Below are 26,844 nucleotides of genomic sequence, written 5' to 3'. Positions count from 1 at the left end.
TGGCGCAGTTTTCTATATTGCCCCATTTTTATCATTCCTGAAACCGGTTTTCACGAATCTGATCTAAATCACCAACCTAGTCTTTAATATAAGAAACGGTAAATATTTTATTTATTGCAAAGCTCCATTTACCAATAACCAGGTTGGGATTGGAATATTGCTGTTTTTAGTTATTCACTACAGCTTATTAAGCCTAGTATCCTATTTCGCACAAAAACACTTTTAATTTTATACGTATGAAAAAAAAATCGACACTAAAGATTTTTGCTGCAGTATTTTGTATTGCATCGTCTCATGCTTTCCCGAGGGCAATTCCCGTCCCCGGACATCATGAGACCAGTATTGGATTCAAATACAGGGCACCTCTCCCACCGAGTGCCTATGATCTGGATCCTCTTATCGTCATTCCACAAAATGTGAATGAAAAGGGGTTAGTGGTTATTAAAGGAAACTTCCAGAAACCCAATACCGCCGGAGATGTAAAAGTTACCATCAAGTACAAAGACGCCCAAAACAACTGGGTCTCTTTATGGTGTAAGACTTTCGCCGGCAACTATGAATATAATGAAGAGCTTACAGCCAATTTTGAATTACCTCAATCGGCTTTGAATACGCACTCCGTTAAGGTTGAATTAAGCTCAGACGCCACCATTACCAACTGGCAGTCCGTCATTTGGGACAAAACTGTAAGCCATTACAAACAATCGAATTATGCTTACGCCAATTGCGACCTGGATGAAAATCAATACACTATTCTATTCACGCCTAAAAAAAACGGAACCGTTTTATACAACTCTAACGGAACCGTTTCGGGAGTAAAAGACAGGGTGACTTCCCAGCATTTGGCAAGAAAACTGGATGATATTGTTTTATCTTTCCAGGGAAATGCAGCATTGGATAATGCCAACGCCAATTCACCCGTTGTTAATATTACAAACCCTAATAATCTTGCTACTATTGCAAGTTCCCAAAAATATATTTATCAGAATAGTGATACAAGTCCCTTTGAGTTCTCTTATCACGATCCTGTTTATATGTTTGCAGGAAAATTTTCTAATGAAAGTTTCTTTATTAACTTCAGTAACTGGTTCTTACCTCCGGAAGAAGGAGGAGAAGACTGGGGAAGAGGATATTTAGACTTTACCAATCCTAATTCTCTTCTTAACAGATACTACAATCTTTATAATTACATCAATGAAAAGCTGGGTGATGTTTTCGCCAATCAGCAGCCGGTAGTTATTGTAATCAGTAAGATTACTGGATTAAGAGTTTATAAAGCTAATGGACAATACGTTTCCCTTACTGCCATAAGCAACTATAATACTACTGATGATTTTGGCTACCCTCCACTTAATAACAAACAAAGAGGGCCGGGTTCTGAGAACTTTTCATTAAGTAATACTTCCCAGGCTTCGCTGTATGGTGTTGGAGCTATTAGAAACCGAAAAGTGATCACTGGCTGGAATGGTCCGTCCAGACCTTTGATGGATATAGAAAGTGAGATCAACAAATTTATAAAATATGTAGGAATTTTCGGAAATCCAACCACGGAGGATTGTCCTGTTACCTGCTTTACTATAAATGCCGGCGCTCAATCTGATTATGCAGACTGGACCAAAGCTCCGAACAGTTATATCTTCACAGGTAAGGATCCAAAAAACAATACTAATGTGGACGGTCTTTATATTCCTGTGAAAAAAGCTCACGAAATGTGGTCCAAAGGTGGAGATTTTATGAAGGATGACAGTGGCAACTATACACCTATTCCTGAGCAGGGACTTGCAAAGGCAGGACTATATTGGGAAGATGAACCAGGACTTATAAAATCCGTTGCTTTAGAAGGGACAGGAGAAAATGCCAGGATCAAGGTAGTGGTCAACAAAGTAAAAGAAGGTAATGCAGTAATATCATACAAAGTAAATGACAAAATCTACTGGTCATGGCACGTATGGGTTACCGATGATCCGGGAATCAATGGAAGTACCTACCATCATGGATTTGAAAAGAATAAAGATGGAAATACCGTGACAAACTGGAAATGGATGGACAGAAACCTGGGTGCTACCAATGCAAGTTTCGTTGGAAACGACTGGCATAAATCCGCCGGACTTCAGTATCAGTGGGGAAGAAAAGACCCGTTCCCGCCATTCGGACTTAAAGACTTAAGCTTATACCCTATTAGCGGAGAGATTAATCTAAATTATAATGATCCGGCATTCCAGTCTAAATTCATAAAAGTAAGAGGTAATAAATATTCTACCCAAATCAATACAGGGACAGATACGCCAAACGGAAACATCCGGTTTTCCATTCAAAACCCTATCAGCTTTATTGCAACACCAATTTTTGTTGCTACAAAAGACCAGACATTATCAAATGATGGTGAAGACTTTTTAAAACAGAACGGTGATAACAGCTGGACATCAGTAGGAATTACTACATGGTTCTCGAAACAAAAATATAAGAAATATGAACCTCCTTACCGTGAAAATATAATCGCGTGGGATCTTTGGGGAGATACACGTCAGGGTAACTATTCCGATATAGACGATGCTGTTGTTGGGGAAGCCAGTACCAGATACGCATTGAAATCATCATATGACCCATGTCCGTGTAACTGGAGAGTCCCTTCAAGTTATTTTTCAGGAGGAAGAAATTCCGGAACTCCAATGCCGGATGAAAACAGATACAGCCCTTGGGGAAAACATACCGGAAATACCGTTAACCCGGAATTCAATGCTACTACATTAAATGCAGACTATCCGGGCATAAAGGTTTATCCTCAGTTTGGATTCGATTTTTCAGGGGTTTCAGGAATGAATCTGGGCAAATTCCCTATTAATGGAAATTATGAATCATATCCAAATGGAACAGGTCCATTAAAATACGGAACTGGATGGATCACACCGGTTCTTAATTTCCAGGACCAAAGTGCTGATGGAGGTTTATTAACTTCTACATTCATGACTGCCTCTGAAGTTATCAATGGCGTACGTTATCCTTCATTCGGAGCTGCCGGACTGGCTTTAATATCAGATCCTTTGAGCGGATCCAAGCCAAGACCGGGATGGCACAGATTCTCAAGCAGTGCTTATACAGGCAGCGGTGGTGTTCGTTGTATTTATGACCCTAACGCCGCCTCTATGTCGCAGGAATTTGACACTCAATATGTTTATTCAGGAAGCGAGATTTATTCTACTGAAACTTTAAAATCATGGACCAAACTTCCAAACAGTTATGTAGAATATACCAATTCTGACCTGGTAACACCCAATCCAAACGGAAATAATATAGATCCAAACAGGGATAATGACAGGATTATTGATATCCCTTTAAGAAAGGCATATGCAATGTATAAACTCCATTTAAGTACGGACTTCTCTTTCCCGGCAGACGGCACGAAAACCTCATCCGTAGTCTGGACCACCAATACGGGTCTGATCAAAACAATGGAAATTATAGGTGGAGACGGCCCTATAGAGAGCGCCATATTAAGAGTTACCTTAAATTCAAAAACATATGGTAATGCTGTGGTTGCGTTCCACATGGGTAGTGGAACCTGGTCAGCAAACAAGCATAATGATCCGGTATTATGGAGCTGGCATATATGGGCACCAAGATCTATAATCACAAAGTATGATGTAGATCCTGAAAACGCTGGGAATGGAGGGGTTATTCCTGCTAACGAGCAGTTTGTAGATCCAATGACCAGTGCAGGTGTACCTATGAAAACGACCTTTATGGACAGGGATCTCGGAGCCAAAGATAAGCTGGTGAATGAGCATATTTATGAACCTTCCGGTTCCGTATTTGCATCAGGTCTGGCTGCTCCTACTACAGCTAGCTTTCCTACAGGAAATCCTGCCGTACTAGCCAGATTAGCTCAAATCAGTGAAAGTGGAGGTTTACACTATCAATGGGGCAGAAAAGATCCATTGCCAGTGTTTTACAATCCGGGACCGTCTTATTATAACTATGGGACCAATTACGCTGCATATAATGTATTCAGACAAAATAACCCTGCCAATGCTACTACCGGGGCAATACCTTATACAGCTAATATGCCTGAATCAGATTATTTAACTTCTTATACTCAGGCTTATCCTACCTATTCAGCTGCCGCTAATGTTTCCACATCCGATTCAAAAGCAGATAAACTGAAGAAAATAGTAAAGTATTCTGTTAACAACCCACTAAATTATCTATATCAAACCGATACAGCAAAATTAGACTGGGTTTCTGATGAGAATGGAAACATGCCGGAAAGATGGGGGCATGCTACCGAAAAATCTGCATACGATCCATGTCCTGCAGGCTGGAGAATAGTAGATCTTGAAAGCGTTTCCACTGGAATTATCCTTGGTAATTTTATTTCAAAAGGAAATACACCTTGGTTCTATAATAAGCAATTTAATACTGCTTATGGTATAGATCCGGGAGATATCAATGCACTGGTGAAGTATGAAAATTATGACCCGGCTAAATATAACTATATCGGCGGTACTCTATATGCCTATTATTCAGGAAAAGGGGCCGTAGCTTATGGATTTATATTAAATAGACCAGAATACAATATAGGTTTATTTCCTAATACGGGTATAAGAGGTTTTAACGGAGGTAATGCGATGAGCGATTATCTTAATGGCACCTCAGGTTTAAAGGCTTTCCAGTATTCTGGTATCTGGACATCCGCCAGCCAAGGTAGTGGTGGAAGCTCTTTAGGGATGCTATTTAAAACAACTTCCAATCCTTATTATTTCTTAACGCCAACTTTCGGTTTCCGTCCGCAGGCAGCTATGTCCTGCCGTTGTGCTGAAATTAAATACGATGCCAATGGAAATGAAATAGGAAGGTATGAACCCTTCACCATCCCAGTTGCGCCAAATGCTTTAGCTAAGGCAAACAATGTTCTTGCAAAATCAGTGATCGAGGAAAAAGTAGCTCAGAACAAACTTGAGTTCTTCCCGAATCCTGTGAAGAATATGCTGTATATCAAAGGAAATGATATCGCTAAAGAATATTATTATCAGATTTACAACCTATCCGGTCAGCTGATAAAATCAGGTAAGTTTGAAAACGAAAGAACAGATCTTTCATCTTTAATATCCGGAATTTATTTAGTAAGAATCAATAATTCTGAAACAATAGTGAAAATTATTAAACAATAACAGATAACAACTGTTTAAAATTTGAACCGCCTCAAAAATGAGGCGGTTTTTTTATAGAATTAAGAATATTTTAATCCTCAATTTTAATTTTTATCATTTATAGTTTGTAATTTTATCAAAGTTTCTTGAAGTGTGAATAATCATTTTTTCTAAAGAAATTGTATGGAAACACCATGTAGCAGCCATTTTAAACATGATTTTAAGCATATTTTAATATTAAATTTTGTTAAAAGTAGCTGCTTTTTCGGCAAAAATTATATTTTTGCATAATTATTGATTTAATCTATTGAATTTGAAAATAATTTAAACGAAATAAATAATTATAAACCTTTTTTAATTTTTAAAATTATGTCACAGTCGTACGAAATTATTTTCGAAAACAATAGAAAATGGGTAGAGTCTAAAATTTCACAAGACCCGGAATTCTTTCACGAGCTGGCAAAAACTCAGAATCCTGATTATTTATATATCGGATGTTCAGACAGCAGAGCTACAGCGGAAGAGATTATGGGTGCAAAACCTGGAGAAGTTTTTGTCCACAGAAACATTGCTAATGTTGTAAATACTTTAGACATGAGCTCCACAGCCGTCATTCAATATGCTGTAGAACACCTTAAAGTAAAACACATTATCGTATGTGGACACTACAACTGTGGCGGAGTAAAAGCAGCGATGACCCCTCAGGATCTTGGGTTATTAAACCCTTGGTTAAGGAATATCCGTGATGTTTACAGATTGCACCAGACTGAATTAGACGCTATCGAAGATGAAGGAAAACGTTATGACAAGCTTGTAGAACTGAATGTTCAGGAGCAGTGCATCAACGTGATTAAAATGGCCTGCGTACAGGAAAGATACATCATAGATGAATATCCTATTGTACATGGCTGGGTATTTGACCTTAGAACAGGTAAGATCATTGATTTGGAAATTGATTTCGAGAAAATTCTGAAAGACATCCAAAAAATCTACAACCTTACAAGTTCTGATTGGGTAATGAGCAGAAAAACAGATTAGTTTTTCTAAAATGAATGTAAGATGAAATTCTGGAGTATTATTGTATTGACCTTCTTCCTAAACTTCACAGCACTGCCGGGCATTGCTGCGGTTGCAGGCTGGGATATAGCAAGGACCAATGTAATCATCAATGAAGAAGAACCACATTCTCACCCATCATCCTTTATTGTTTACGAAAAGACCCTTCCGAAAACTTTGGACGTATTCGATTACGTGAAGTTTTCAGAACCTGATCTTCAGGGCGTATCTTTTGAGCTGATAGATGATTCCTTTCATCTGTCGCCACTACTTACCATATTTTCTCCGCCTCCGGAAGCTTAATTTTTAAGTATCATTAGATTTCATAGTATTCATATCAACGCTGATATCGTATACCTGTGCTTTAAAATTAAATTTCCAATCTTTTATAATTGATTATCTGAAGACAGATCAATCAGTTATAGTATTTTTCAAAACATCATGAAAAAAACATCATTTATAGGAGGAATCAAGGAGAATTTCCCTTCAGGACTCGTTGTATTCTTAGTCGCACTTCCATTATGTCTCGGAATCGCTTTAGCATCAGGGGCACCACCTTTGTCGGGTGTAATTGCCGGAATTGTAGGGGGAATAGTAGTGGGATTTCTCAGTAATTCAAATATATCGGTATCTGGTCCTGCAGCCGGTCTTACAGCTATTGTTCTAACAGCTATTACAGATCTGGGAGCTTTTGAGCTTTTCCTTTGTGCAGGAATCATTGCCGGACTTATCCAGCTAATCCTGGGATTCATCAGAGCCGGAAGTATATCCAATTACTTCCCGAATAATGTCATTGAGGGAATGCTTGCCGCTATCGGTATCATTATTATTTTGAAACAAATCCCTCATGCCATGGGATTCGATCAAGATTACGAAGGTCATGAATCTATTTTTGACAATGGTTTAAATCTCGGATACTTTACAGAATTATTCGGAGCCATACACGTGGGAGCTATCCTGGTAACGCTGGTTTCTGTAGGTATCCTTATTGCATGGGATAGAATTCCAGCTTTAAAAAGAATGAAAATGCTTCCCGGAGCATTGGTTGCAGTAGTGGCAGGAATACTTCTGAATGAAGCATTCAAACTGTCCGGCAGCTCTTTGGCGATCAATACTCAGCATTTGGTTTCATTACCGGTTCCGCAGTCCTTGGATGATTTCAAAAATCTTGTTACGATACCTGATTTTAATGGGTTCACCAATCCTAAGGTATGGATAGTAGGAGCAACTATTGCCATTGTAGCTTCTATTGAAACCCTGCTTTGTATTGAAGCCTCAGATAGGTTAGATAAGCAGAGAAGAATTACCGACACCAATCTTGAGCTTAAAGCACAGGGAATCGGAAATTTAATAAGTTCATTTATCGGAGGACTGCCAATGACATCTGTAGTGGTAAGGAGTTCTGCCAATGCCAACGCCGGTGCCACTTCAAAACTTTCAGCTATGATCCACGGTGTCCTTTTATTGGTATGTGTGCTTACTATTCCATTCATACTGAATTTAATACCGCTTGCTACACTTGCTGCAGTATTGATTCTTGTAGGATATAAACTGGCAAAACCTGCTACATTCAAGCATTTCTGGCATTTGGGTAAATTCCAGTTCATTCCTTTTGTCGCTACTGTTGTAGCTGTTGTAGCAACCGATCTTCTTAAAGGAGTGGGTATTGGCCTGGCTATTTCCGTATTCTATATCCTACAGGGAAATATGAAGCGTGCTTATTATCTGAGCAGAGAAAAGCTGAATGATGCCGATGAAATCAATATTAAGCTTGCTGAAGAAGTTTCTTTCCTGAATAAGGCAGCCATCAAAAAAACATTAAAAAATGTGAAGCCTAATTCTACTGTGACCATCGATGCAAGGGGAACTTCATACATTGCTACAGACGTACTGGAAATGATCCAGGATTTCGCCAATATCCGGGCCAAAGAAGAAGATATTAATGTGGAACTTTTAGGCTTCAAAACTTCATACAAGGATTATGAAACAGATGAAGACTCTCACATCCTTATCACCCACAGAAGAGCTATGTAAGCTCATTACAGTAATTTTTAATTTAAAAGAATAAATCAATCATATGAAAGCACATACATACGAAACCCAATCTACCATTAATCCTGAAAAAGCATTAAATTTTCTAAAAGACGGAAACCAAAGGTTTGTGAACAACCTAAAAGCAAACAGAGATCTTTTAGAACAAGTTAATGCAACACGTGAAGGCCAGTGGCCTTTTGCAGTAGTTTTAAGCTGTATAGACAGCCGTACTTCTGCGGAACTTATCTTTGATCAGGGATTAGGAGATATTTTCAGTATCAGAATTGCCGGTAATTTTGTCAATCAGGATATTTTAGGCTCAATGGAATTTGGCTGTAACGTTGCAGGTTCCAAGCTTGTTGTCGTTTTAGGACACACTAAATGCGGTGCATTAAAAGGTGGTCTGGATGCTGCACAAATTCAGGGGATGGGAATGGATAATCTCAACCACTTAATCAATCATTTCGATCCCATCATTAATGAAATCATTGAAGAAGGCGAAGAACGTTCATCAAAAAACGGTTCACTTTTGGAAAGACTGAATCAGCAAAACGTAAAAAATGCCATCGAAGATATCCGTACGCAAAGTTCAACACTTAAAAAGCTTGAAGACGAAGGTAAAATCAAAATAGTCGGAGCCAATTATGATGTTGAAACCGGAGTTGTTACCTGGCTTTAAGAAATAGAAATCTGTACATTTTTATTACATATAAATAAAAAATCATGTTATAGTTAGATTGGAAATTGATTTTTAAAATACAACAAAAGACCATCGGAACATCCGATGGTCTTTTGTTGTATTTTAGTTATTCCTATTTTCCGTTGAATGCTGACATTGTATTGTTAATTCCGGCAAATACAAAAGACAGACTGGCCTTAGAAAATTTTTCAATTCTTTCGCTCAGCTTTTCAGATTCTTCCTCATTCCAGGTCCCCAGCACATAATCTACCTGGCGGCCTTCGGAAAAGTCTGCAGAAATCCCGAACCTCAGCCTTGCATAATTCTGGGTATTAAGTGTTTCATTAATACTTTTCAGTCCGTTGTGGCCGGCATCAGAACCTTTCATCTTCATCCGTAAGGTCCCGAACGGAAGGGCCAGATCATCTGTAATGATCAGCACATTTTCCAATGGGATATTTTCTTTCTGCATCCAGTATCTCACAGCGTTTCCCGAAAGATTCATATAGGTATCCGGCTTTAGAATGAGAACCTTTCTTCCTTTATATTTCCCCTCTGCCATCCAGCCGAAATTGGTCGTATTAAATGAAGCTTCCAATGTTTCAGCTATTTTCTCAGCTACTTTGAATCCTATATTGTGGCGTGTATTTTCGTATTCAGGACCTTTATTTCCAAGTCCGACTATTAAATATTTCATTCAGAAATTTTTTGCAAAATTAAGGGATAAAAAATAAAAAGCCCAATCTTACAAAAGATTGGGCTTATATATTGTAAAGATTCTTTTAAAAAGGTTTATAAATGTAGTTTACACCAAATCCTTTTGTCATATAAGTCTGCGGATCGTAGTTGTAGTTGGTTGTCCAGTTAATCGGGGACGGAATAGGAGGTATAAGATCTGTTACCGATCTTTTCTTAGGGTTGTTCGGGGATAAGATATGACTTTCCTTATCATTAATTTCAGTTGATAAAAGCCTTGAAATTTTGTATGCTGAAGGAAGCAGTGTAAATGGACTGATCTCAGTATCGTAATTAACAAAATCGTATGCAAATCTGGTGGTAGGTCTTCCAAATACCCCTGCGGCCATAGGTCCATAATTTCTTACTACCCTAGATACATTATCTCCCAAATAAGTATACCCGGTTTTAGAATAACTGATAAATGCAAACTGCGTTCCTGAAACATCAGGACCATTTTTCATAATAATAGAATCCAGTTTAGCAGTAGAACCGTTATACTTTAGCTCATAATGGGTTTTTGTTTTTCTTAACAGAGTCTGTGGACCAGGATTAGTTGCCGGTGGCACCGGTGGAGGTCTTCTGAAAACAGAACGGTTTTCAGAAATAACTACCAGTTTATCATTAGGCCCATAAGTAAATAACTGGCTGTAAGAAACGCTATCTTTATCAAGCTTTCCGTTTCCATCCAGATCCAAAAATCCATTGAAGTCAATTTGGCTTACTTTGTCGCCGCTGTATGCAATATTGGTGATTGAAGCACTGTCTGTGATTACTTTCGTTACCAAAAGTCCACTGTAGTGATATTCTGCTAATGTATCCTTATCTGTAATTTCTCTGTATAATGCTCTTGGACCAATAAGCCCTCCTGTTTCATTCAGGTCCAATAAAGGATCTCCGTCTTCGTCTAGCATGTCTTTACAGGAATGTATTGATGAAAATCCTGCTATTAATAAAATAAAGTAGAAAAGCTGTTTCATTTCCAGGTAATTGTTTATTTTTTGACAAATATAACTTTTTTTTGAACAAAAGTTATGTTTTTATTTATATTCCAGTAAAACTGATAACCAATTGGGCTTTACAGAGTTCTGTAAGTATATTTAAGAACTTGATCTTTATCCGAAATGGGATAGTTATAACCATCGTAAAGATAGGTCATAAGTGTATTTACTGCCGGTGCGGGAGATGGCGGCATCACATATACCGAGGTCGGGTTATTCGGAGAAATTCTATAAAAATTCTCAGGGCGGACAAGACTCCAGGCAGTAAAGAATGTTTTAGGAAGCGTAGAGAACGGGTTAATTTTAGAGTCATAGTTCTGATAGCTGTAAACAGTCATTTTTGCAGTAGCCATATTAGGCGCTCCGGTTGCTGTCAGTGTTCCTTTCGCACATTCAGCTTTAAAAATATTATCTCCCATATAGGTAAAGGTGCTTTCCGTGAATAAGCTGTATGCTGTATTTCCAGCCACCTTTCTTTTTTCAAGGATTTTCACAAGTTTTTTACCGCTGGCATCATAAGTAAATATGTAATCACTTACAAAAGAGTCTATTGCAGTAGCAGCGGTACCGGTACACGTTGCACTGTAAACATTGCCTTTACTGTCTTCACTTACGCTAAAATCATAAGTCATGCTTCCTGCCAGACTTCCAAGGAACTTTATTTTTCCAATTTTATTGCTGATGTAGGTTACAGTGCCCGTATAATAATTACTGGTATTCCCATCTCTAAGCATGCCTTTCTGAAAAGCAGTACCGTTGACTGTATATTCTTCCTGGATAGCACCATTTAACGTAATCTTTTCCAGAACTCTTGCTGGAGGGGGTGGTGTATTCCCATTGTTTCCTGTATTGGCACTGGGCTCGAATTGATCTGAAGAAGAATTGTCACATGAAACCATTAGTCCGAAAAATACCCCGGCAATGATTTTAAAAAGGTAGTTTTTTCCCATGAAAAAATATTTTAGTGAGTTGACAAATATAATTCATTTTTTTGACGAAAACATTTACTTATTCAACAAATTCATAACAATCTATATCTTTTTACAAAAAAAACCTAAAAACATAGTGTCTTCAGGTCTTTATTTATGATATATCATGAAATTAATAAGGCTGCAGGACAGATGTCGTTAAAACAGACTGAGCCATTTCATTGTTCAGGTAATCTGTGTTTACTGCCCTTCCTATTCCCAATGTTCCTGAATTAAGGTTTCTTTTTGTACAGGCCACCTTCACGTTATAATTATTTTTAGGTGTAAGGTTGGTAAGTGTTGCGTTAAGGTTGAAAATCTTATAACTTCCTTCCGAGCCTATTAAAACATCTGTCCTCACTGCTCTGAGTGAATTGTCTACGAAGATACCGCATGCAAAACCTGTTGAAGCATTCGAGTTTCCCGTTTTTTGGGCGGTGGTCTGAAAGGTAAACGCCACTTTATTCACAGCATTGGTAATGGAAAAAGTGTCAACAGTTCCCGGAAGAACCGTCCATTCAGAGGTAATCGTTGTCCCTTCCGAATAAGGAGAGGTGGAACCGTTAGGATTAGAAAAGCTTGCTCCAGTCTGATCTGCAACGGTATTCAATGAAAACACAGACATACTTCCCTGCCCATCGGCAATTTTTATACTTTTCCAGTCATTCACATTCAGCTCTGAATTGTTATGAAGAATAGTTCCCGCAGATCCGGCAGATCCTCTCAGCAGATTCGTTCCACCGGTTCTGATTTCTCTTGTAACATTTAAGTCGCCGTTTATATCCAGCATGTTCACAGGATTTGGCGTGTTCACTCCTACTTGCGCAGTTGCCCATACTGCAAAAAATAAAGACTTTATGATAATAATTTTTTTCATGCCTGGATTAATTTATAATTGGATTAAATACCTGAGGAACCTCATACACATCAACTTTCAGGGAAGACTGAGTAATAAAACTGTTAATGTTGGTATCTGCATTTATTCCTATAGCCAATACAACATCACTTGCTGTTCTGTAAGATCCTAGCCTTGAGCAGGCAACACTTACATCGTGCTGTCCTTTGGAAAGATTGGTTACTATCCCGATCTGATTGTGAGTAATAAAGGTACTTCCGGCACTACTTGCCTTTAGGTTTCTCTGTCTGAGATTAACCAGCTTATTATCCACAAAAATACCGCATGCATAATCTATGGAAATATCGGGTGTCCCGTTTACAGGAAGATTAGCCTGTACCACAGTTTCAAACTGAAAATACGTTTTACTTTCCGTACTGAATACACTGATAGGCTGTGACAGGCCTGTGATTTTCTTAAATCCCGGGAGGCTTGAAATGTCTGCTCCTTTAGTAAAAGCCGTATTTTTGGCAGTAATACTGGATTGTTCACTATTGGTAAATTTTACTCCGGTTCTGTCTGAAAAGGAGTTATTGAAGATAAGATAAAACTTATTCGGCTCATATTCAGGAATACGCAGTGACTTCCATATCGGAGGATAACCTTCTCCCTGAGAAACAAGAATCTGGTCATTATTACCCTGAGACAGAGTATTATCTGTAACGTTAAGAACAACGATTTTATTCCTTAGATTCATATCACCGTTTACATCAAGCTTCGCTTTTGGTGAATCCGTTTTAATTCCCACTTGAGCAGAAAGAGATAGCCCTGTCATAAAAAACAGGATCGAAATAATATTTTTCATCACAATTAATTGCTTTTATAAGTTACGTATTCAATAACATCAATCTTCATAATAGACTCAAGAGTAAATGCATTGGAAACCGTATTGGTATCGGATACATTACGCCCAATTGTAAACTGTGAACTTAGATTTGAGGAATTGATTTTTCTACAGGCCACCTCAAGCTTCTGTGCGCCTAGCGGAACATTCTGCTCTGTATAATTAAGGGTGAAAATATAATCCTGAATCCCCAGCTTCTCTGTATTATTGTTCGAAACGATCTTATCCGGACGTACCGCTACCAATTTGCCATTTCTGAAAACCCCACAGGTAAAAGTGACAGACTGGGAAGTTGTTGCAGATGGAGCCTTCATTTCAATACCTGTCTGAAACTGATAGGTAAGCCTGTTTCTTCCGTTTTTGATAATAAAATTGTTTTCAAGTCCGGCAATTTTTGACCATTTCCCTTTCGTGACATCGGTAATATCATCCCCAACATTGTTCTTGTAAACATTATCTGCTGCAATACCATTTGAAAGTTCTGTAATACCAGCCTGATCGGATGACAGGTATGAATTGATCAGTTTGTACTGTCCTTCCTCCATAAAGGAAACATTCAACGATTTCCAGGCTGGGGGCAGACCTTCTCCCTGTGACACCAAAACCTGGCCGTTCAGTCCTGCATTTCCAACCTGGGCGGATGTGCCGCCTACTCTAAGTTCTTTTCTTAAGGTGGTTTTCCCGTTGACATCGAGAGTAGATTTAGGAGCAGATGTCCCAATTCCCACCTGCGCGTTCACACAAAGCGATAAAAGCCCGGCTGCGCAATAAATAATTCTTTTCATAATAAGGGCTGCAAAGGTATGAATTTAAATCATAAAAAACCATTTACAAACCCGTAAACCCGTACTAATAAAGCGATTATGCTGTAGAATTTAATGTACTAAAAAGTAGAATTATTACTACAAAAAATACTTTTAAAACCGGTCCTGATGAGATTGCATCAGTTAAACCCAATGTCAGCCGATGATTCAGCATTATTTTTTATCATCATATTGTGACTTCAAATGCTTCTAAATCCGCATGATACCCTATTTTTTTCGTGTAAAAATCATGTTTTTTTTCAATAAAAAAAGACCTTAAAAAGTAAATTTTCAGGTCTTCCTTGTTTTTTGATTATTAAAATGAGGTATTTCCCTTTTAATTATGTCCGATAATCGTTTTCAAAAGTACATTAACCTCATCTACATTTTTCACTTTTTCCTTTCTCATCATCAGCAGATTTCCATCTTTCCCGATCTTCTCTTTAAGCTGAGCTTCCTTTGGATTTTGGGTTAAATAACTGATAATATGCCTGAACCTGTCTGTCTGATAGAACTTATCCTGGGGATTTGCAGGAAAATATCCTAAAAACACACCATTTTTCATGACGATCTTTTCAAATCCTATGTCTGCAGCAAGCCATTTCAAGGCAACACTCTTCAATAGATTCACCGCTTCTTTTGGCAAAGCTCCGAAACGGTCGATCAGCTCAAGCTCAAATTTATAGAGCTCCTTTTCATTATCAATCTCTGCAAGCTTCTGATACAGCAATAACCTTTCTTCCGTATTGGAGATATAAAAATCCGGAAGCATTAGTTCAAGGTCAGTATCAATATTGACATCTTTTACAGATTTGAACAGCTTCTGTCTGTCTTCCTCATTATCGAACAGGTTTTCAAAATCCGCATCATCCTTTAATTCTTCCAATGCTTCCTGCATCAGTTTCTGGTAGGTCTCAAAGCCCATTTCATTAATAAAGCCACTCTGTTCAGCCCCGAGAAGATCTCCCGCTCCACGGATTTCAAGATCCTTCATAGCAATCTGGAAACCGCTTCCAAGGTCTGAAAACTGCTCAATAGCCTCAAGACGCTTTCTGGCATCAGAGGTTATCATATCATAAGGAGGCGTGATTAAATAGCAGAAAGCCTTTCTGTTGCTACGCCCTACCCTTCCCCTCATCTGGTGAAGATCTGCCATTCCGAACCTTTGGGCATCATTAATGAATATGGTGTTCGCATTAGGAACATCCACTCCACTTTCAACAATCGTTGTAGAAACAAGAACATCATATTTGCCTTCCATGAAATCGAGCACATTCTTTTCCAGCTGCTTGCCCTCCATCTGCCCGTGCCCTGTAATAACTCTTGCATCCGGAACCAGCCTCTGGATAAGTCCGGCAATATCTTTAAGGTTTTCAATCCTGTTATTGATAAAATATACCTGCCCGTCCCTCTGAATCTCATAAGAAACAGCATCCCTGATGGTTTCCTCATTAAAACCTATCAGCTGTGTATCAACAGGCTGCCTGTTAGGCGGTGGTGTTTTGATCACTGAAAGATCTCTAGCCGCCATCAGGGAGAACTGCAGTGTTCTCGGGATGGGAGTAGCCGTTAGCGTAAGGGTATCTACATTGCTTTTCAGTGTTTTCAGCTTATCTTTCACCGAAACCCCGAATTTATGTTCCTCATCAATGATCAGCAGTCCAAGATCTTTGAACTTTACGGAACTGCTTACCAGCTGATGGGTTCCTATTATAATATCCACCTTCCCGTTTTTAAGGCCGTCTAAAGCCTCTGCTTTCTGTTTGGCTGTTCTGAATCTGTTGACATAAGAAACGTTCACCGGAAAATCTTTCAGTCTTTCTTTAAAGCTTCTGTAATGCTGAAACGCCAGAATCGTTGTAGGAACCAATACAGCGACCTGTTTCCCATCTGTTGCCGCTTTAAATGCGGCACGGATTGCTACTTCAGTTTTTCCGAAACCTACGTCACCACAAACCAGCCTGTCCATTACTGTATCAGCTTCCATATCCCGTTTTACATCTATGGTTGCTTTTTCCTGGTCCGGAGTATCTTCGTAAATAAAACTGGCTTCCAGCTCATTCTGCAGATAGGAATCCGGAGTATAGGAAAATCCTTTTGCCGTTTTCCTTTCAGCGTATAATCTTATAAGGTCAAAAGCAATCTGTTTTACTTTTGCCTTTGTTTTCTGTTTTAATGATTTCCAGGCCGGAGATCCCAGCTTACTCAGCACAATTTCTTTTCCGTCCGGACCGTTATATTTTGAAATTTTATGCAGGGAGTGAATACTTACATATAATAAGTCTCCGTTTTTGTAAGTCAATTTGAAGCATTCCTGGATTTTTCCATCATTATTTACTTTGACAAGCCCCATGAATTTACCGATTCCGTGGTCGATGTGGGCAATATAATCGCCTATTTTCAGAGACATCAGATCCTTCAGGGTAAGCTGTTCGGATTTTGCAAAGGTGTTTTTTGCTTTATATCTTTGATAACGGTCAAAAATCTGATGGTCGGTATATACTAAGAGCTTGTGGCCATTATCTACAAAACCTTCATGCAGCTCGGATTTGAAACTTTTAAAAGGAAGTTCGTGCTCAAGCTCTTCAAATATAGATTCCAGTCTTTCTTTTTGTTTTTCTGTAGAGAAAGAGATCCAGGTATCAAAACCTTCGGCCTGTCTTTCTTCAATGTCTTCTATCAGCAGTTCAAAGTTTCTGTGAAAGGAAGGCTGCGGAACCTGCTCAACTTTTATTTCAGTGATTTCTTTAAGCCCTTCAATAGGAATTCCGGCAAAATCAATTGTTTTAAATTTTTTAAAATCAAACAGAAAATCCTGATCTGAAATAAAGAGGTCCTGTGGTGCCTTGTGAGCAATATCTTTATTCAAAGTATCATATTTTTCCAGTGCTTTCTCATAGAAGTTTCTGATCTTCTGCATTCCAACGGCACCATTTCTGGAAACAACAAAGCTTTCTTTAGGCAGCAGCTCCAGCAGCGAAACCCGGGTTCCGGTTACTGAAAAATTCATATTGGAAACCAACTGAAAGTCTTTCACCTTATCTATGGAAAGCTGTGTTTCTATATCAAAGGTTTTAATATTCTCCACTTCATTTCCAAAGAAAGTAAGACGGTAAGGCTTTTCATAGGAATACGAAAACACATCAACGATTCCTCCTCTTACCGAAAACTCTCCCGGTTCGGAAACAAAATCTGCCTGCTGGAAGTTATAATGATTCAACAGCTCATCTACAAAATCAAAATCCAGCTGATCACCTACTTTTATGTGATGGGAGATCGCCTTAAAGTCTTCTTTTTTCAAAACCTTTTCAGACAAAGAGCCCGCATAAGCCACAATAACTTTAGGAGCTTTCCCGGAATTGATTTTATTCAGAACTTCAGTCCGAAGTACAAGATTTGCATTCTGTGTCTTTTCTACCTGATAAGGTTCAAGATGTGTTGCCGGAAAGTACAGCACTTTGTCCTTTCCAAGCAGATCTTCCATTTCAGTATTGGCATACAGGGCATCTTCTTTATCATCCACCAGATAAAGAATGGTCTTCTTCTGAGTTAGAAAAAGTTCGGCAACAAAAATAGAAACCGAAGATCCTGCACTTCCTTTCACGGAAATATGCTGGCTTTTCTCTAACTGGGTAAAGATCTCTTTTCCAAATTCTTTTTGAAGCAGGTCGGGAAGAAACTTTTCGTGAATAGGTTTTAGCTGCATAAATAGTAATAGTATAAACGACAAAAGCGATTTCGGGAGTGTTCCGAAACCGTTTGCTTACAACAAAGATAAGGATATTTTTTTCTTCCCTCAGAAATCAGGGATTACTAAAAACACAATCAAAATACGCAACACCTACCCAAATCTTAATTTTTTACCAATTTATCTAATTAAAAGTTAAAAAAATACGGATATTCTGGCATGGCATAGTGTTTGAAAATTTCAACCTATCAAACTTTTTAAAGAAATAAAATTATGAAAAAAGCAATTAAAATCTTAGGAATTTTTATGTTGGTCTTTGTTACCGCATTATCTTTTGCATCTTGTAGTGATGATGATGATCCAGTAAACAACGATTTCTTCGCAGGAACATATAAGGGAAGCATTTCTTATAATGATGGATCTACCAACAACAGCACAGATAACGGAAGTGTATTTGTAACCAAAATCGCGAGCGGTACGAAATATAATTTCGCATTCTCGAACGGCATTCCGGATCTTAACGGAGTAGAATTTCAACAGCAAGGAGACCATACGCTTGTAATGGTTGGTTCCAATGCCACAACTTATATTAGAATTGACAATAATGAATTGAAAATTCTATACAACAAGGACGGTAAAACCTGGACTGCCAACTGTACACGTTAACCCAACTATTCATACACATGAAAGCCTGCTTTATGAAGCAGGCTTTTTTTCTTTTAAAAGCTTTCATTAAGTTTTTTTTAAGCAGTAATAAACTTTAGTTAAGGTTGAAAATTCTGGATTTCCAGCCTGCTTTTTGTATATCTTTACTCAAGGAAAAACAAACCGTACACCTATGAAAAAATTATTAACAGCAATGTCCCTGGCTCTAGGACTAGGCTTTGCAACTGCTCAACAGACTGCTCCGGCAACACCTGCTGCCCCTCATCATCAGACAGCAAAAACAGTAAAAGCTCCTGAAGCTAAAACTGCAAAACCTGCAGCAAAAATGAAAAAGGACGGAACCCCTGACAAGAGGTATAAGGAAAACCAAAAACTTAAAAAAGACGGCACTCCAGATAAGAGGTACAAAGAAAACAAGTAAACTTTAACATATAGTTGTTATTTTCATAATCAAATTTCGAAGAACCGGTGAACTCATTCGCCGGTTTTTTTTGTGGCATATATGGCTGAAAAATAATTTTATATTCTATACTTATTTATAAATTTGAGGCATGTTAAATTTCTTCAAGAAAAATGTGGCACTTGTCTGGGCAAAAAAGCATGTTCAGAAAACCGGGGAATTCAAAAAAAACTCAGTAAAAAATCAGGAGGCCCTTTTGCTGGCTTTGGTGAAAACAGCTCAGAAAACTCTTTTCGGAAGGGAACATGACTTTGAAAACATTCAGTCCATCAAAGAATTCCAGGACAGAGTTCCTGTTTCGGATTATGAAGATCTGAAACCTTATATTGAGAGGGTAAAAAAAGGACAGGCCAATATTCTCTGGACGGAAACTCCTGAATATTTTGCAAAGACATCAGGCACAACCTCCGGTTCGAAATATATTCCCATCTCAAAGGAGGGAATGCCTTTTCAGATTGCAGGTGCACAGAGTGCACTGTTCCATTATATCGCCCAGAAAAACAATGCTGATTTTGTGAACGGAAAAATGATCTTTCTGCAGGGAAGTCCTGAAATGGAGGAAGTTTTCGGTATTAAAACGGGACGGCTTTCCGGAATTGTGGCTCACCATATCCCAGCCTATCTTCAAAAGAACCGCCTTCCAAGCTGGAGCACCAATATTATGGAGGATTGGGAAGCGAAGGTAGATAAGATTATTGAAGAAACAGAACACGAAAATATGACGCTGATCTCCGGAATTCCGCCATGGCTGATCATGTATTTTGAAAAGCTTACTGAAAAACACGGTAAAAAGATCAAGCAGCTTTTCCCCAACCTCCAGCTTCTTGTAACGGGAGGTGTCAACTATGAGCCGTACCGGGATAAAATGAATGACCTGCTGGGTGGAAAAGTGGATATCATCCAGACGTTTCCGGCATCTGAAGGCTTTTTTGCTTTTCAGGATGACTACACTAAGGAGGGCCTGCTTCTTTTAACGGATCATGGAATTTTTTATGAATTCATTCCTCTGGAAGAGTATGGCAAGCCTGCTGCAAGAAGATTAACATTAAAAGATGTAGAGCTTAATAAAGATTACGCACTGATCCTCTCTACGAATTCAGGTTTATGGGCTTATTCAATAGGTGATGTTGTAAGGTTTATTGATAAAGATCCATACAGAATCCTGGTGAGTGGCAGAACCAAACATTTCACCTCTGCTTTTGGAGAACATGTGATTGCCTTTGAGGTAGAGGAAGCAATGAAGGCTACTGTAGAAAAATATACATCACAGATCACAGAATTCCATCTTGCCCCACAGGTAAATCCTACGGAGGGTCTTCCATATCATGAATGGCTGATAGAATTTGAAAGGGAGCCGGAAAATTTAGAATTGTTCAGAAATGAACTGGACCGCCAGCTTCGGGAGAGAAATACGTACTACGATGATCTTATTACCGGAAATATCCTTCAGCCACTGCATATTACCCCACTTAAAAGGAATGCTTTCCATGAGTATGCAAAATCGCAGGGCAAACTGGGAGGCCAGAATAAAACACCAAGACTTGCCAATGACAGAAAAATTGCAGATCTGTTGGAAATTTACAAACTTTAGAGATATTTTTTCAATTCCCAAAACATATATTCGAAAAAAATTATAAATTTGAAAAAATAAAAATAATAATGAAAGCATCTGTACTTTTAAAGTCATCTTTACTAACATCCTTATTTGTCATTTCATCCTGCGCTACAACAAAGTACAGCGAGGACATTTCAAAAAACAATTATTCTAATCTTCAGGCTGGAAAAATGTATGTTGTTACCATGAAAGATGGTTCTGCCAAACAGAAAATGCTATTCCGAAACATAGATGGTGACAACCTTATAGGAACTGCAGGCAAAAAGGACAGTACAGAGGTAATTATCCCGAAATCCAATGTAGCTGCCGTAAAAGACAGATCTAAAGCAAGAGTAACAGCAGGCGCTACTGTTATTGGCGCAGCCGGTGTTGCAGCCATCGTGATCAGTGCATTGAGAGCTGACTAAATAGATTTTATCTTTCGGTACCTATTTGATTTATCATTCAGAAAAACAGTATATAAGCAGCCTTAAATAAATATTTAAGGCTATTTTTGTGCATGATTTCCTTTACACCGTTAAAAACATTGCAAAATGTTGAATTCAGGAATCTTCTTACGGGAAGATTTTTTATTGTTTTAGCCTTCAGAATGCTCGCGACTTTATTGGGATGGTGGGTGTACCAGTTGACAAAAGATCCTTTTTCAATAGGCCTTATCGGACTTTCGGAAGTAATTCCTGCGGTAAGCTGTGCTTTATATGCGGGCCATGTCATTGATATGAATGAGAAAAAAAAGCTGCTCCTGATCTGCAATTATGCATATATTTTCCTGATTGGCCTGCTGCTGATCCCTGCATTTTTCAATGTCGAAATGCATTTTAACGGACATGAAATCACTTATTTTATATACACCGTTATATTTTTCACCGGAATTGCAAGAGCCTTTATTGGGCCTATCGTTCCTTCAATGATTCCTAAAATAGTAAAGAAGGAAAATCTTCCGAATGCAGTAACCCTGAACCAGGCTACATTTTTGATCTCTTCTGTATGCGGGCATGCTGCGGGAGGACTTCTTATAGGATTTTTCGGTGTAAAATGGACATTAATAGTTATTATCTCTTTAATATTTATCGCTTCTCTGTTCTTCTGGCAGCTGAAACAACAGCATTCCGAGTATATAAAGGCGAATGTAAATGTGGTGGAAAGCATGCGTGAGGGTATTTCCTATATCTTTAAGACGAAAGAAATTTTAGGGGCATTATGCCTTGATATGTTTGCCGTTCTGTTTGGTGGGGCCGTTGCTATGATTCCGGTATTTGCCACTGATATTTTAGATGCAGGAGCAGAAGGTTTCGGTCTTTTGAATGCTGCTTCAGATATAGGTTCTATGTGCATCATCACTCTTCTGGCGGTTATTCCGTTAAGGAAAAATCAGGGAAAAATTCTTCTTGCCGTTGTTGCCGGATTTGGACTTTGCATCATTGGTTTTGGCTTATCCAAACTGTATTGGCTCTCATTTATGTTCCTTGTCATGAGCGGAATGCTTGACGGAATTTCGGTGGTAATCAGAGGAACTATAGTACAGCTGAAAACTCCTGACAATATCAGAGGACGCGTACTGAGCGTCAATTCTATATTCATCATGTCCAGCAATGAAATGGGGCAGTTTGAAAGCGGACTCATGGCAAAACTACTCGGTGTGGTGCGGTCTGTAGTCTTCGGGGGAACTATGACGGTGTTGGTAGCCCTTCTTGTAGGGAGCACAAATCCCAAGCTGAGAAAAATGAATTATTAGACAATAATATATTGATTCTATTAAATATATCACAAAAACTTTAATTTAACTTTAATAATTTTTTATATTTGTCTTTTTTAAATCCCCCTTTATGAAAAAAGCATTACTCGTTTTCCTAATCATCTGCTCACGCATCTTATATGCCCAATCAGATTGTATTAGTGCAATATCTATTTGTGGAAACTCGGACATCTCTTACACCCCTTCGGGACCAGGGAATGTCCTGGAAGGTATTGGTGTCAATTCCTGCCTGAGTGATACGGATAACGAACACTTTTCTGTATGGTACAGCTTCACAGCGTCAACATCAGGAACATTAGCATTTGTGATTAATCCGACCATTGATACTGATGACTATGACTTTGCTGTTTATGGTCCTACTACAAACGGATGTACTTCTTTAAATAACAATAACATTTTTGTAACGCCACTAAGATGTAACTTCAATGGTACAGGTTCATCTCAGGGAAATACAGGTTTACTTCTGACGATACCGCCACCACCACCGCCAAACACCAATGGAAGTGCCGGAAATCAAGCTGAATGGAGTCCACATATGGTCGTACAGGCTGGTGAGACTTATTATCTTGTGGTAGATAACTATAGAAGTTCACCAGATGGATTCTCGCTAACGTGGACAGGTACTGCAAGTTTAAGCTCTGCATTCAACGATCCTACCTTGGCTCCGTTTCCGTTTGTTACTCCAGGACTTCCTGCAGCTAATCCTGCAGACCCGAATGAAGTAACGGTATGTTCACTTGCCACTCCATTCAATTTTGCTACTCTAAGCGCAGGAATCATCAATGGCAACAGTCCAAATTTCAAAGTATCTTACCATAAAAATACGAATGATGCCATTACAGGAGGAAATCCTGTTACTTCAGAGGTTGTAAACCTTACATCAGTTTACTACTACAGGATCGTATATCAGGATCCTGCGAATCCTACAAACCCCATGAATGGCTGTTTTATTACAGGAAAATTCAAATTCAGGGACGGCGGATTTACATTAACCAATGCCACGCTTACAAGTTGCAGCAACAACGGTTCCGGAACAGCCATGTTCGATCTTACCACTGCCGCTATAGGAGCCGGTCCCACTCATACTCTCCAGTATTATCCGACCTTGTTTGATCTGAACGCTGGAACGAATGAGATCACCAGTCCTGCTATCTATCAGTTTGTTTCTGCTGAAGGAAAAATCTATGTAAAAGCAACCAATGAATTCGGATGTACGGCAACAGCGCAAATCACCCTGAAGTTTCATCCCCTGGTAGCTGTCACTGATGCTTCTTTAAGATCTTGTTTCCTTGAAACAAATCCTTCACTTGGAACATTCAATCTAAGCAATGCCACAGTAACAACTGTAGTAGGGGCAGTCAAAAAATACTATCCGTCTCTAACAGATGCGGTAAACGGAACCAATGAAATTCTGAGTTTCTTAGCCTATACTGCTCCAGCCGGAGTCATTTATGTAAAAGTATTTAATGCACAGGGATGTTATTCTATTGCAAAAGTAACATTAACTGTACTTTCTCCTGTTTATTCGAATGTTCTTCAGGACAAGATCATCTGTGTTGAGGATAAAACAACACTGGATGCGGGGCCTGGATTCAATGGTTACGAGTGGAGCACGGGAGCAACTACGCAAGCTATCAATAATGTAGGGGTAGGAACATATTGGGTTAAATTAAAAACCGGCGACTGTATCACACTACAGGCCGTAAAAGTATATGCTTCTGAACAACCGGTTGTTTCAAGCATTGATATTTCCAACACTACTATAACTGTAAATGTTATTGCCGGAGCACCTGAATACAAATATTCTATGGACAACATCAACTGGCAGGACTCTAATGTCTTCACCAATGTTTCAAGAGGAGACCATACTGTATATGTAAAAGATGCTTACGACTGCGAACCTATTGAGATAACAGTTGTGGTGCCTAATCTTATCAATGTGATCACTCCAAACGGAGACGGTGTAAATGATGTAATAGACTATTCAGCATTATCTGGCAAAAATGGACTTATATTCAGCATCTTTGACAGATACGGAACCAAGATCCACCAGGCAGATAAGTCCAATGGATATAAATGGGACGGAACAGTTGCCGGCAAAAAAATTCCTACGGGAACATACTGGTACTCTGTCACTTGGAATGAAAATGATAAAAAGAATACGCCATTCAAGTTCTCAGGATGGGTAATGGTAAAAAATAGAGAATAACTCTTGTTAAAATAAAACCGCTCTACGGGGCGGTTTTTTAACATAAATGCTGATAACTTTATTTACTCAAATCTTGTTTCACAAAATCATTTTAAACATGAAAAAAACATTACTTCTTTTAATTTTATTTATAGCTCAGGTATTTTACGCACAGTCCGACTGTGTTACAGCCATTCCGCTCTGTGGAAACTCGGATATCTCATACACGCCCTCAGGGCATGGAAATATAGAAGAGGAGCTGTCAGCAAACGGATGCCTGGGCAGAGATGAAAATTACTCAGTATGGTATACTTTTACGATAGCAACATCAGGAACTCTATCATTCACTATCGATCCAAACGTTAATTCAGATGATTACGATTTTGCAGTATACGGTCCTACCACCAACGGGTGCACATCTCTGAACACCAACAACACCTTTGTAACGCCAATCAGGTGTAATTATGCAGGAAGGGTACCCAATGGGGATACCGGACTCAGCATGACTATCCCGCCTCCAGGAGCCCCCAATGGTACCGGAACGGCAGGAAACCAGGGAGAATGGAGTCCTTATATGCAGGTACAGGCTGGAGAAACCTATTATCTTATTGTTGACAATTTCGAAAGTTCTGACGACGGGTTCAAGCTGATCTGGGGCGGTACAGCTACCTTAAGCTCTGCGTTCAATGATCCGGTTCTTGCTCCTAATCCTTTTATCCCGCCAGGAATTCCTGCGGCTAACCCGACAGATCCTTCAACGGTTATGGTATGCGGACTGCCATCACAATTTAACTTCACTACGCTTACACCTGGTATTATCAATGGAAATAATCCCAATTTCCTGGTTACTTACCATGACAATACCAACGATGTTGTAACAGGAGAAGATCCTCTTACCATTGCTACAGTAAACGGAACGACCACTTATTACTACAGAATCCGTTATTTTGACCCAAACAACCCGAATAGCGCCGTCAACAAATGTTTTATCAGTGGTAAATTCAAATTTGTAAACGCCAGCATTACCGGGAAAAATGCCAGTATTTTTGCATGTAACAATAATGGCGAAGGAACAGGAAAATTTGACCTGACAACAGCAGATGTATTTACCGGCCCTATTACTAAGAAATACTACCCTACTCTTGCTGACCTGAATGCTGACACTAACGAAATCACCAATCCTACCGATTACGTTTCTGCTCCTACAACAATATATGTTAAGCTGATTTCCGCATTCGGATGTACAGCTATAGCAACAATAACATTAACATATCATCCGGTTGTTGCCCTAAGGGATGCACTACTGGAAGAATGTTATATTGAAAATGATATCATGCAGGCTAAATTTGACCTGACAACAGCTAATGTAGGCGCTGTAGCAGGACAGACAAAAAAATTCTATAAGACCTTAAACGACGCTAAAGCCGAAACTAATCCTATTGGTAATTCGACCGCTTACCTTACGACAAGTACTGAAGTGTATGTAAGAGTTACCAATGCCAATCAGTGTTATTCTATTGCCAAAATCACACTGAAAGTTCTTCCTCCGGTAAAATCTGCCGTGCTGAAAGACAAAACGATTTGTGCGGAAGGAAAAACAACACTGGATGCAGGGCCTGGATTCGATGGATACGAATGGAGCACCGGCGCTACCACACAATCTATCAATAACGCAGGAATAGGAGTTTATTGGGTAAAGCTGAAAACCGGGAAATGTTTTACACTTCAGACTGTAACTATTTTTGCCTCTTCGCAACCGGTAATCTCCAGTGTAGATATCAGCAACAATACTATAACAGTGAACGCTTCAGGTGGAACTCCTCCTTATATGTATTCAATAGACGGTACCAACTGGCAGTCGACTAACACATTCAGCGGGCTTCCTAGAGGGGATAATAAAATATTCTTAAAGGATTTTTATAACTGTACCCCTGTTCAGATCACCATTACTGTACCTAATCTGATCAATGCGATCACTCCAAACGGGGATAAGATCAATGATGAGATCGACTACTCTGCCCTGTCTTATAAGAAAAATCTTGTTTTCATTGTCTATGACAGATATGGCAATAAGCTTTATGAAGCTAATAAAATGAGAGATTATAAATGGGACGGAACAGCTTCCGGCAAGAAAATCCCTACCGGCACTTACTGGTATACGATCTCATGGAACGAAAACGACAAGAACAATACTGAGACGAAATATTCAGGATGGATACTGTTGAAGAATAAAGAATAAGATTATTTTTAGCTATACAAAAAAAGACTGCCAGTTGTGGCAGTCTTTTTTTGTATTTCATTATTAACCA

19 protein-coding genes are annotated in these 26,844 nt (G+C 38.9%); 12 read left to right on the top strand and 7 right to left on the bottom strand.

The features are described 5' to 3' along the window. The first annotated feature begins 236 nt into the window (after window positions 1–236). From ACTJIV_RS02635 to ACTJIV_RS02615, 5 genes are all read left to right on the top strand, one after another. Complete coding sequence (locus ACTJIV_RS02635; protein ID WP_440625420.1) at window positions 237–5,168, top strand: T9SS type A sorting domain-containing protein; 4,932 nt, start codon at window positions 237–239, stop codon at window positions 5,166–5,168. A gap of 348 nt (window positions 5,169–5,516) precedes the next feature. Then, window positions 5,517–6,185 carry a carbonic anhydrase gene (locus ACTJIV_RS02630; protein ID WP_111959041.1) on the top strand — a complete coding sequence of 223 codons (669 nt, stop codon included), beginning with the start codon at window positions 5,517–5,519 and terminating at the stop codon, window positions 6,183–6,185. A 21-nt stretch (window positions 6,186–6,206) separates the two neighbouring features. Beyond that, window positions 6,207–6,506 (top strand): hypothetical protein, encoded by a 300-nt coding sequence (locus ACTJIV_RS02625; RefSeq protein WP_040993425.1) that lies wholly within the window; start codon window positions 6,207–6,209, stop codon window positions 6,504–6,506. Between the two features lie 138 nt (window positions 6,507–6,644). After that, the gene (locus ACTJIV_RS02620) at window positions 6,645–8,237 is read left to right on the top strand and encodes a SulP family inorganic anion transporter (RefSeq protein WP_440625417.1); all 1,593 of its coding nucleotides are present in this window, start codon (window positions 6,645–6,647) and stop codon (window positions 8,235–8,237) included. A gap of 43 nt (window positions 8,238–8,280) precedes the next feature. Next, entirely contained in the window at window positions 8,281–8,916 is a 636-nt protein-coding gene (locus ACTJIV_RS02615) for a carbonic anhydrase (RefSeq protein ID WP_111958902.1), read from the top strand. Between the two features lie 133 nt (window positions 8,917–9,049). Here the strand turns inward: ACTJIV_RS02615 and pth are convergent, their stop codons facing one another. The 7 genes from pth to mfd form a co-directional block, all read right to left on the bottom strand. Then, window positions 9,050–9,613, bottom strand: coding sequence for an aminoacyl-tRNA hydrolase (pth, locus tag ACTJIV_RS02610; protein WP_440625415.1), 564 nt, complete (start codon window positions 9,611–9,613; stop codon window positions 9,050–9,052). An 85-nt stretch (window positions 9,614–9,698) separates the two neighbouring features. After that, window positions 9,699–10,631 (bottom strand): hypothetical protein, encoded by a 933-nt coding sequence (locus tag ACTJIV_RS02605; protein WP_111958898.1) that lies wholly within the window; start codon window positions 10,629–10,631, stop codon window positions 9,699–9,701. A 98-nt stretch (window positions 10,632–10,729) separates the two neighbouring features. Beyond that, window positions 10,730–11,602 (bottom strand): hypothetical protein, encoded by an 873-nt coding sequence (locus tag ACTJIV_RS02600; RefSeq protein ID WP_440625413.1) that lies wholly within the window; start codon window positions 11,600–11,602, stop codon window positions 10,730–10,732. A 151-nt stretch (window positions 11,603–11,753) separates the two neighbouring features. After that, window positions 11,754–12,497, bottom strand: a complete 744-nt coding sequence (locus tag ACTJIV_RS02595; protein ID WP_111958894.1) for a hypothetical protein — start codon at window positions 12,495–12,497, stop codon at window positions 11,754–11,756. Window positions 12,498–12,504: 7 nt separating this feature from the next. After that, the gene (locus tag ACTJIV_RS02590) at window positions 12,505–13,320 is read right to left on the bottom strand and encodes a hypothetical protein (protein WP_223558126.1); all 816 of its coding nucleotides are present in this window, start codon (window positions 13,318–13,320) and stop codon (window positions 12,505–12,507) included. A 5-nt stretch (window positions 13,321–13,325) separates the two neighbouring features. Further along, window positions 13,326–14,144, bottom strand: coding sequence for a hypothetical protein (locus ACTJIV_RS02585; RefSeq protein WP_440625410.1), 819 nt, complete (start codon window positions 14,142–14,144; stop codon window positions 13,326–13,328). A gap of 355 nt (window positions 14,145–14,499) precedes the next feature. Continuing rightward, window positions 14,500–17,868, bottom strand: a complete 3,369-nt coding sequence (gene mfd, locus ACTJIV_RS02580) for a transcription-repair coupling factor (RefSeq protein ID WP_440625408.1) — start codon at window positions 17,866–17,868, stop codon at window positions 14,500–14,502. A 255-nt stretch (window positions 17,869–18,123) separates the two neighbouring features. Here mfd and ACTJIV_RS02575 point away from each other — a divergent pair, with 255 nt between their 5' ends. The 7 genes from ACTJIV_RS02575 (at window position 18,124) to ACTJIV_RS02545 (ending at window position 26,774) form a co-directional block, all read left to right on the top strand. After that, window positions 18,124–18,516 (top strand): hypothetical protein, encoded by a 393-nt coding sequence (locus ACTJIV_RS02575; RefSeq protein WP_111958886.1) that lies wholly within the window; start codon window positions 18,124–18,126, stop codon window positions 18,514–18,516. Window positions 18,517–18,688: 172 nt separating this feature from the next. Continuing rightward, on the top strand, window positions 18,689–18,937 hold the full coding sequence (locus tag ACTJIV_RS02570) for a hypothetical protein (protein ID WP_111958884.1): 249 nt from the start codon (window positions 18,689–18,691) through the stop codon (window positions 18,935–18,937). A 130-nt stretch (window positions 18,938–19,067) separates the two neighbouring features. Further along, window positions 19,068–20,567: a GH3 auxin-responsive promoter family protein gene (locus ACTJIV_RS02565; RefSeq protein ID WP_440625407.1), complete on the top strand. Its 1,500-nt coding sequence runs from the start codon at window positions 19,068–19,070 to the stop codon at window positions 20,565–20,567. Window positions 20,568–20,635: 68 nt separating this feature from the next. Continuing rightward, window positions 20,636–20,998, top strand: a complete 363-nt coding sequence (locus ACTJIV_RS02560; RefSeq protein WP_111958880.1) for a hypothetical protein — start codon at window positions 20,636–20,638, stop codon at window positions 20,996–20,998. Window positions 20,999–21,090: 92 nt separating this feature from the next. Continuing rightward, a complete protein-coding gene (locus ACTJIV_RS02555) occupies window positions 21,091–22,326 on the top strand; it encodes an MFS transporter (protein ID WP_440625404.1) in 1,236 nt (411 codons plus the stop codon). 91 nt (window positions 22,327–22,417) lie between these two features. After that, window positions 22,418–24,556 carry a T9SS type B sorting domain-containing protein gene (locus tag ACTJIV_RS02550; protein ID WP_111958876.1) on the top strand — a complete coding sequence of 713 codons (2,139 nt, stop codon included), beginning with the start codon at window positions 22,418–22,420 and terminating at the stop codon, window positions 24,554–24,556. A 97-nt stretch (window positions 24,557–24,653) separates the two neighbouring features. Continuing rightward, entirely contained in the window at window positions 24,654–26,774 is a 2,121-nt protein-coding gene (locus ACTJIV_RS02545) for a T9SS type B sorting domain-containing protein (protein ID WP_440625402.1), read from the top strand. The last annotated feature ends 70 nt before the right edge of the window (window positions 26,775–26,844 follow it).

The sequence above is a fragment of the Chryseobacterium sp. 22532 genome, assembly GCF_052044665.1.
In the GTDB taxonomy this organism is placed as follows: Bacteria; Bacteroidota; Bacteroidia; order Flavobacteriales; family Weeksellaceae; genus Chryseobacterium; species Chryseobacterium lathyri.
The sequence above is the reverse complement of the archived record's forward strand: the minus strand, read 5'-3'. Positions and strand labels throughout refer to the sequence as shown.